The organism is Campylobacter sp. P0109, from assembly GCF_002138755.1.
In the GTDB taxonomy this organism is placed as follows: Bacteria; Campylobacterota; Campylobacteria; order Campylobacterales; family Campylobacteraceae; genus Campylobacter; species Campylobacter devanensis.
In genome coordinates, this window is record NZ_MJKK01000015.1 from 1 (window position 1) to 7,570 (window position 7,570).

Annotated in this window: 11 protein-coding genes; 3 read left to right on the forward strand and 8 right to left on the reverse strand. The window is 35.1% G+C overall.

Translation table 11 applies throughout. The annotated features are described in order from the left end of the window. The 7 genes from CIGNP109_RS08200 to CIGNP109_RS08730 all read right to left on the reverse strand — a co-directional run. The coding region (locus CIGNP109_RS08200) for a biotin carboxylase N-terminal domain-containing protein (RefSeq protein ID WP_141081057.1) at positions 1–565 on the reverse strand (565 nt) is incomplete at its 3' end. Then, positions 562–1,011, reverse strand: a complete 450-nt coding sequence (gene accB, locus CIGNP109_RS08205) for an acetyl-CoA carboxylase biotin carboxyl carrier protein (RefSeq protein WP_086228899.1) — start codon at positions 1,009–1,011, stop codon at positions 562–564. The genes accB and CIGNP109_RS08200, both read right to left, overlap by 4 nt. A gap of 754 nt (positions 1,012–1,765) precedes the next feature. Next, on the reverse strand, positions 1,766–2,140 hold the full coding sequence (locus tag CIGNP109_RS08215) for a CHC2 zinc finger domain-containing protein (RefSeq protein ID WP_236847575.1): 375 nt from the start codon (positions 2,138–2,140) through the stop codon (positions 1,766–1,768). Next, a complete protein-coding gene (locus CIGNP109_RS08715; protein WP_236846953.1) occupies positions 2,098–2,238 on the reverse strand; it encodes a hypothetical protein in 141 nt (46 codons plus the stop codon). Before CIGNP109_RS08715 ends, CIGNP109_RS08215 begins: the two co-directional genes overlap by 43 nt. 49 nt (positions 2,239–2,287) lie before the next feature. Continuing rightward, entirely contained in the window at positions 2,288–2,533 is a 246-nt protein-coding gene (locus tag CIGNP109_RS08720; RefSeq protein ID WP_236847332.1) for a hypothetical protein, read from the reverse strand. A 118-nt stretch (positions 2,534–2,651) separates the two neighbouring features. Continuing rightward, a complete protein-coding gene (locus CIGNP109_RS08725) occupies positions 2,652–3,182 on the reverse strand; it encodes a hypothetical protein (protein ID WP_236847576.1) in 531 nt (176 codons plus the stop codon). A 70-nt stretch (positions 3,183–3,252) separates the two neighbouring features. After that, on the reverse strand, positions 3,253–3,477 hold the full coding sequence (locus CIGNP109_RS08730; protein WP_236844749.1) for a hypothetical protein: 225 nt from the start codon (positions 3,475–3,477) through the stop codon (positions 3,253–3,255). A 276-nt stretch (positions 3,478–3,753) separates the two neighbouring features. On the opposite strand from CIGNP109_RS08730, the gene CIGNP109_RS08225 reads away from it, so the two are divergent. Continuing rightward, a complete protein-coding gene (locus CIGNP109_RS08225; protein WP_180380035.1) occupies positions 3,754–4,017 on the forward strand; it encodes a hypothetical protein in 264 nt (87 codons plus the stop codon). A gap of 40 nt (positions 4,018–4,057) precedes the next feature. On the opposite strand, the gene CIGNP109_RS08230 is transcribed toward CIGNP109_RS08225, so the two are convergent. Then, a complete protein-coding gene (locus CIGNP109_RS08230) occupies positions 4,058–5,842 on the reverse strand; it encodes a DASS family sodium-coupled anion symporter (RefSeq protein WP_086228900.1) in 1,785 nt (594 codons plus the stop codon). A 109-nt stretch (positions 5,843–5,951) separates the two neighbouring features. Between CIGNP109_RS08230 and dcd the strand changes: the two genes are divergently transcribed. Both dcd and pseC read left to right on the forward strand, forming a co-directional pair. Further along, a complete protein-coding gene (dcd, locus tag CIGNP109_RS08235; RefSeq protein ID WP_086225712.1) occupies positions 5,952–6,512 on the forward strand; it encodes a dCTP deaminase in 561 nt (186 codons plus the stop codon). Between the two features lie 9 nt (positions 6,513–6,521). Further along, positions 6,522–7,570 (forward strand): UDP-4-amino-4,6-dideoxy-N-acetyl-beta-L-altrosamine transaminase (gene pseC / locus CIGNP109_RS08240; RefSeq protein WP_086228901.1); only part of this gene is annotated, 1,049 nt, incomplete at its 3' end.

Here is a 7,570-nt window from a genome sequence, read left to right on the forward strand (position 1 = left end):
CGCTTTCAGCTGACCAAAAGCTCTTTTCTAAATCCTCTTCTTTCTCTACCACTCTCATACCACGGCCACCGCCACCTGCAGCTGCTTTAATGATTACAGGATAGCCAATTTCACTAGCTAATTTTTTAGCCATTTCCATATCTTTGATAGCGCCATCACTACCTGGGACAACTGGAATTCCCGCTCTCATCATCATCTGTTTGGCTTTGCTTTTATCGCTCATTAAAGCCATAGCCTCTACGCTTGGGCCTATAAATTTGATATTGTGCTTTTCGCAAATTTCTACGAAATTTTGATTTTCACTCAAAAATCCATAACCTGGAAATATCGCATCAGCTTCGCTAATCTCGCAAGCTGTGATAATAGCTGGGATATGTAGATAGCTCTCACTACTTCTAGCACCGCCTATACAGATACTAGCATCAGCGTATTTAACATAAAGAGCATCTTTATCAGCTGTAGAATGCACTACAACTGCTTCTTTGCCCATCTCTTGGATAGTTCTAAGTGCTCTAAGGGCTATTTCACCACGATTTGCTATTAGGATTCTTTTAATCTCTCTCATAGTTTTTCAACCTCAAATAACGCCATACCAAATTCCACCGGCTGGCCATCTGCGATTAGGGCTTTTATAATTCTACAATCAAACTCAGCTTCAATCTCATTCATAATTTTCATCGCTTCTATAATGCCTATAGTGTCGCCTTTTTTCACTGTTTGACCTACCTTAACAAAGCTTGGAGCGCCTGGACTTGGAGCTATATAAAATGTCCCTACCATCGGTGCGTTTAATGTATCAGTTGCTGTTGAAGTAGTTACTGTTTTTTCATTTACTACTACATTGATTGGGGCTGGGGCTGGGATTGGAGGGCAAGCTGGGGCTGGGGCTACTTGCTCGCATGGCTCATGTTTTTCTAACTCGATTACGAAATCACCATCTTTTATCTTAATTTTATTAATGTTTGTCTCATCAAAAAAGCTCATAAGCTCTTTAATCTCATCTCTTGTCATAATAGTTCTCCTAAAATTTAATTAACTTTACATTTTATCAAATTTGAGTAAAAGATTTGGTTTAAATTTAAAAAAATATCTAAAATTTGGATTTATACACTAAATTTAAGCGTAAGATAATCAAAATAATCCAAATTTATCAAACTTCAAAAGTTCGCGTATGTTTTAGTCTATCTATCATCCAAAACATAAATGAGCTAAGAATGAGAGCTTTTTCGTTTTGGCCATCATAAACCGCATTAAATATCGCCAATGATATTTGGAAAAATAATAAAAACAGCTATCTCAAACCTATTTTTTTCAAATACTCAAGCCAACTTCAATAAGATCTTTGGGAAATTCTCAAATGCAGCTTGAATTGGCTTTACAAACAGCGGTAGACTTGCTAAAAATGAAGCTATAACTAAAGCTTTGAAACTAAAAACTATCTCTAAATTTAAAAAACTAGCTATTTCTACCAAATACGTAAAGCAGTAAAAATCCAGTAGCAATAGGTGGAAAAATCATTATAACTAGTTCAAAAAATGTTTTAAATTTATCCTTGTAAAATGCCAAAAAATATGCCAGTAAAATAACTATAGTTATAAACAACACCAAAGAAAAACATAGAGTTTTAGCACTCAAAATAAGAGGAGCTAAAAGCCACTCTAAGTTATTTAAGTCCAAATTCTGCAAAAATAACCTTTGAGTGTTCGCTTTGTTTTATCGCACCCATTTGTAGGGCTGCTTCCTTGTCTATATTTTCATTTTGAAGTCAATTTAGCGTGTTTTGATTCTCACTAGCCCAGCCCAGCTCCCAGATTTCTATCATAGCGTCATTTATACTGCGATTATATAGATAGTTTAGTGCCTCCTGATTTTTGTAAAGTAGGCTTTTGTAGTGTAAATTTAGATTTTCAAGTACTTTTTTATCTATTTTATGGCTATTTTGTTCTTTCGTATAAGTCAGGGTAAAGTTATACATATTTGCAAGTTTTTCAACCGCTTCTATATAGCTAAGTTTTTCATAGTCCATTATAAATTTGATAGCATCACCACCTGCTTTACAAGCAAAACAGTGAAATATTCCTTTACTAGGGCTTATGCTCATTGATGGGTTTTTATCGTTGTGAAATGGACATACGCACACAAAGTTCCACCTGATTTTTTCAGCGGTATGTAGCTACTTATGACATCGCTTATATCTATTATGGCTTTTAAATTTTCTATACTACTTGGTTCTATCATAAAGGGGATTATACCAACTATTTACTTTAATTTAACTCATATTTATAACTCATATCTTTTTAAGTCCGAAAATAATAGATAAAAATATCACTATAAATCCAAAAGAAATCAAATTTAGCACTTTCCAACCACCATTTGCTAGCACAAATCCTACGCTAGAACTTGCTAGTAAATTTGCTCCAAAAATGCTAATAGCATTTAGACCTTGTAAGCGTAGTTTATACTCTGAGTTTATGGCATTTAGCATAAATGTTCCGCCATTAAAACTAAAAGCCCAGCCGATACCAACAAGCACTAAACTCCCCAAAATCCTCAAAAACTCACGCTAAAAAGTGCTACCAAAACAGCAATCAAATAAAACAAAATCCCAAGTAAAATAAGCCTAAACGGACTTAAATTTTCCATAAAAAACGCTAAAAATAAGCTTGGTGCATAATAGCTATGAAGTGCCACACAAGCACACTTTTAGCTTCGTCATAGCTAAATTTATATTCACTCATCGCAAGCGGTGCTGCGTTCATAATAAGCGTCATAAATGCAAATCCAAAAGCGCAAGCTAGCGTAGCAAGAATAAAATTTGGCTCTTTTAAGCAAGTTAGTAAAGGGACTTTTTGAGATTGTTTTTTAGTATTTGGTGAAGTAAGCGTTAATGGCAGAGTAATAGCAAAATTGATAGCACAAAGCAAAAGCGCAAATAAAAATGAGCCAACAAAAGGTGTATCAAATATCAAAGCGCCGATGTTTGCCAAATTTGGTCTTAAAATACCACCCATTATCCCGCCTGCTACGACAAAGGCTGTAGCTCTGTTTTTGTCATTTTGCGTAGCTAAATTTAGAGCTTCATTAGCTAAAAATCTATAAAATTGATTGAGCGCAGTAAAAAATCCGAGCAAAAAAGTCGCAAAACAAAATAGATAAAATAGCCCAGACACTAGTGAAAACATAGCAAAACCAGCGCCCAAACAACCAATCAAAGAAGCATATAAAAATACCTTTTTCTACCAAATTTTTGCATTAAATTTGATGAAAAAATACAGCTATAAAAGCCCCGCAAAGCGTAGCAGAGATAGGAAGCGAGGCAAAACTACTATTATAACAATGCAGACAAGCCTTAGCATACAAAATATCATCAAGCAGCCACTTTCCAGCTAATCCACTACTAAAAGTTAGCAAAGAGACAACAGTTCCACTAAAACCTTGGCCTAAAAGCAATAAAATGATATTTTTGTTTAGGAACATAAAAATCTCCTTATTGATTTAAATTTATGAATTTAATTGATTTGATTAAATATTACAATCAGTATTTTTTTATAAAAAATAATGCGTTATTGTCGCACCAATCAAAAAGACAAGAGTTGTTGGTCACTACTTAAAAATATAACTTATTTATTTTATTAATTTCTTAATATATTTTTAAAAAAAGATGATATTCTATACTACTTGATTTTATCATAAGCGAAATTATACCTTGAATTTACTATAATGGTCTTTAAATTTGATTATTAGGTTTAGCATTTGGATTTCTTTTTTATAGAATATCGTGATCCTATTTTTGGGCTAATTGTTCTTTTTGCTGCAGTTCTTTTAGTCGCTATCTCAAGCTATGCTTTGGGAATTTGGGGCGTAAAAGATGAAAATCGCAGTATAGAAAAATTTGTCAAAAATTTGAAAACTCTAGCGGTCTTAGCCAAAACCATTACAAAAAACGCGAAAGTCAAAACATACGAAACATACTTCATCAATCCCCAATTTTATTTTATAGTAAAAAACAATATTTAACATAGCAAAAGTATGAAAAACGCATACTTTTGCCATAAATTTAATAAAATCCTAAAACTTTCCACCAAACCAAACCGGCTAAAATCATCACGACCATATTTACGACCGACATAACAAAACCAATGCCCCACCATTTTTTGAGACTAACGTAGTTAGTACCAAAGATGACCGGTGCAGTTCCTGTAGCATAATGTGTTATACCCATCATCACATTTCCAGCTGTAATCATAATAAATGCATACAAAAGCGGTGGTGCGCCAAGTGCAAGACCTGCGCTATAAAATACAAAAAACATTGCCGAAATATGTGCAGTTGTCGAAGCAAAAAAGTAGTGTGAATACAAAAACGCAACCGATAAAAATAGCATAATCGAAATCTCGCCAAGACCTAAATTTAGTGCTAATTGTTGTAAATTTGAAGCCAAAAATGTCGTTACTTCAAGTTTGCCAAGCATAGTTGCCATCATAACAAGTGCAGAGAACCAAACAAGCGTATTCCATGCGGCTTTTTGGGCTAAAATTTCATCAAAACTCAAAACACCAGTCACCAACACGACACTAAGACCTAAAAATGCGATAGTTGTGGCATTTAGCGTGATTCCAAACAAAAATCCAAATGCACCAGCCCAAAGTATAAGTAAAAATAAAAATACGCCAAACATAATCTTTTCATCGCGTCTCATAGCACCTAGCTGTGCAAGTTTTTCTTTGGCAAAAGCTCTAGCATTTGGGGTGGATTTGATCTCTGGTGGCGATAAAAAATAAATCACCAAAGGCATAATCATCATCGCTAAAATTCCCGGCACAAACATACCCAAAGCCCACTGAATCCAGCTGATCGAAATATCTAAATTTGTAGCTTTTGCGACAAGATCTACGACCAAAGGATTTGGCGCAGTTGCGGTAATAAACATTGCTGAGCTGATCGGATTTGCTTGAAAATTTACAAGTGACAAATATGTTCCGATTTTGTTTTGTGTGCCATCTTCTGGCGTACTTTTGAAGCTTTTTGAGATCGCTTGAACAATCGGATTTATGATAGCTCCAGCCCTAGCTGTATTTGATGGCGTGACCGGTGCTAAAATCGTCTCGCTAAGTGCGATTGAATAGGCAATTCCAAGCGTTTTTTTACCAAAAATAGAGATAAAATAATATGCAAGTCTTTCGCCAAGCCCTGTTTTTATGATGCCTTTAGCTACGATGATTGAAATAACAATGAGCCAAATTAACGCATTTGAAAAGCCACTTAAAGCATCGTTTATACCGGTTTTGGCTTTGAGTTTCCACTCAGCAGCTTTGACTTTTTTGTCTATTTCTTTTTGACTAAATTTATTCAACGCAATACTATTTAAAACAGAAATCTCACTACCATCTAAAAGCTTTGAATTTGCCGTTTTTGTCGTGTTTTTAAGATGCAAAGCTGATAATTCTTTTAGCAAATTTTCACCTTCATTTTGTGAGTTTATCTCGATTTTTAGATCGTTTAGTGCATTTTTAAGAGCTAAAATTTTAGCGTTTAAAATCTGTTTTTTTAACTCCATTTTATCAATATCAACTTTGTCTGCTAATGCAGTAAGTGTCTTGATCTGAGTTTGTCTAAGAGTGCTTTGTGGCGTCGTGATTCCAGTAATAGCGACGATTGCGATCGCTATCAAACAGATCGCACCAAGTGGCATAATGGCAAAAATGATAGCCAAAATGACAGCTATAAATAAACCCAAAAAATGCCACGCATTGTCTTCTAGACCATGTGGCGTAGGTAAAACAAAAAACACCGCAGCGATTAAAACACAAATCACAAGAGATAGAATTTTGCGTCCGCTCATTTATTCTCCTTTTTAAGCATTTCAAAATTAACTAGATTGTATAATACTTAGCTTTAACTTAAAATTGTATATAAAATATAATTAAATAAATTTGCATAAAGGGAAATTTATGGGTTTAAAAAGCGATAAATGGATACGCCAAATGAGCTTAGAACACAAGATGATAACTCCATTTTGCGAAGAGAATATAGGCCGTGGCGTTGTCAGCTATGGGCTTTCTAGTTATGGATATGATATTAGGGTTGGAAATGAATTTAAAATCTTTACAAATGTAGGTGGTACAGTTGTAGACCCTAAAAATTTTGATGAGAAAAATGTAGTGGATTTTATCGGTGATATCTGTATTGTGCCGCCAAATTCATTTGCCTTAGCTAGGACGGTGGAGTATTTTATAATGCCTAGAGATACCCTAGCTATATGTCTTGGCAAAAGCACATACGCAAGGTGTGGGATAATAGTCAATGTAACGCCATTTGAGCCAGGATTTAAAGGTCATATCACAATTGAAATTTCAAATACAACCCCACTTCCGGCTAAAATTTACGCAAATGAGGGGATAGCTCAGGTGCTATTTTTACAAGGAGATGAGATTTGTGAGACTAGCTACGCTGACAAAAATGGCAAATATCAATCCCAAACTGGCATAACCCTACCAAGAATACTGCAATAAGAGTTTAAAATGATGGTTTATAGCAGACAAAAAATAGAAGATGATGATATAAAAGCCGTGGTAGAAGCTCTAAAAAGCGATATGCTTACATGCGGAGAGCGTGTAGTGGATTTTGAGAGTGCTTTATGTGAGCTTACTGGAGCCAAATTTGCTGTGGCGATGAACTCAGCTACTTCAGCACTTCACGCTGCTTATATCGCACTTGGTGTGGGGTCTGGTGATGAAGTTATCACCACCCCTATAACCTTTGCAGCCACCGCAAATGCTGCTATAATGTGTGGGGCTAGGATTAAATTTGCTGATGTACTTTTAAATGGTAATATAAATCCAGCCTCTATAAAAGAGTTAATAAGTGATAAAACCAAGGTTATAACCGCTGTGGATTTTGGTGGGTATCCTGTAGATATGGATGCTATCAAAGCGTTAATAAAAGAGCAAGATATTAAAATTATTGATGATGCTAGTCACGCTTTGGGTAGTAGTATTAATGGCAAGATGGTTGGCACTTTGGCTGATGTGAGTATATTTAGCTTTCATGCCATTAAGCCTATTACGACTTTTGAGGGTGGGGCTTTGCTAACTAATGATGAAAATATCGCTAAATCCGCTAGACTCACACGCTCACATGGTATGATAAAAAAACAGGCTTGGAATATGGATATGGTAACTCTAGGCTATAATTACCGCTTAAGTGATGTGGCGTGTGCTTTGGGGCTAAGTCAGCTTAAAAAGCTTGATAAGTTTATAAATAGGCGTTATGAGATTGCTAAGATATATGATGATGCCTTTAAAAACTCAAAATATCTAAAAACGATAGATATCCCAGATAATATAAGAAGTGCCAGGCATCTATATCCGGTGCTTTTAAATTCGAATTTATGGTGCGTAAAAGAGGATATCTATAACGAACTTCACGCTATGGGCATTGGGGTACAAGTGCATTATAAACCAACTTATCAATTTAGCTTTTATAAAAATTTATATGGTGAGATGAGATTAGATGGTGCTGAGGATTTTTATAGAGCTGAGCTTAGTCTGCCGTGCCATCAGATGATGAG

Coding starts and splice junctions, on each gene's coding strand:
- CIGNP109_RS08730 (WP_236844749.1), bottom strand. CDS start 3,477: ATGTTCCTAAACAAAAATATCATTTTATTGCTTTTAGGCCAAGGTTTT.
- accB (WP_086228899.1), bottom strand. CDS start 1,011: ATGACAAGAGATGAGATTAAAGAGCTTATGAGCTTTTTTGATGAGACA.
- CIGNP109_RS08725 (WP_236847576.1), bottom strand. CDS start 3,182: ATGTTTTCACTAGTGTCTGGGCTATTTTATCTATTTTGTTTTGCGACT.
- dcd (WP_086225712.1), top strand. CDS start 5,952: ATGGGTTTAAAAAGCGATAAATGGATACGCCAAATGAGCTTAGAACAC.
- CIGNP109_RS08230 (WP_086228900.1), bottom strand. CDS start 5,842: ATGAGCGGACGCAAAATTCTATCTCTTGTGATTTGTGTTTTAATCGCT.
- CIGNP109_RS08715 (WP_236846953.1), bottom strand. CDS start 2,238: ATGATAGAACCAAGTAGTATAGAAAATTTAAAAGCCATAATAGATATA.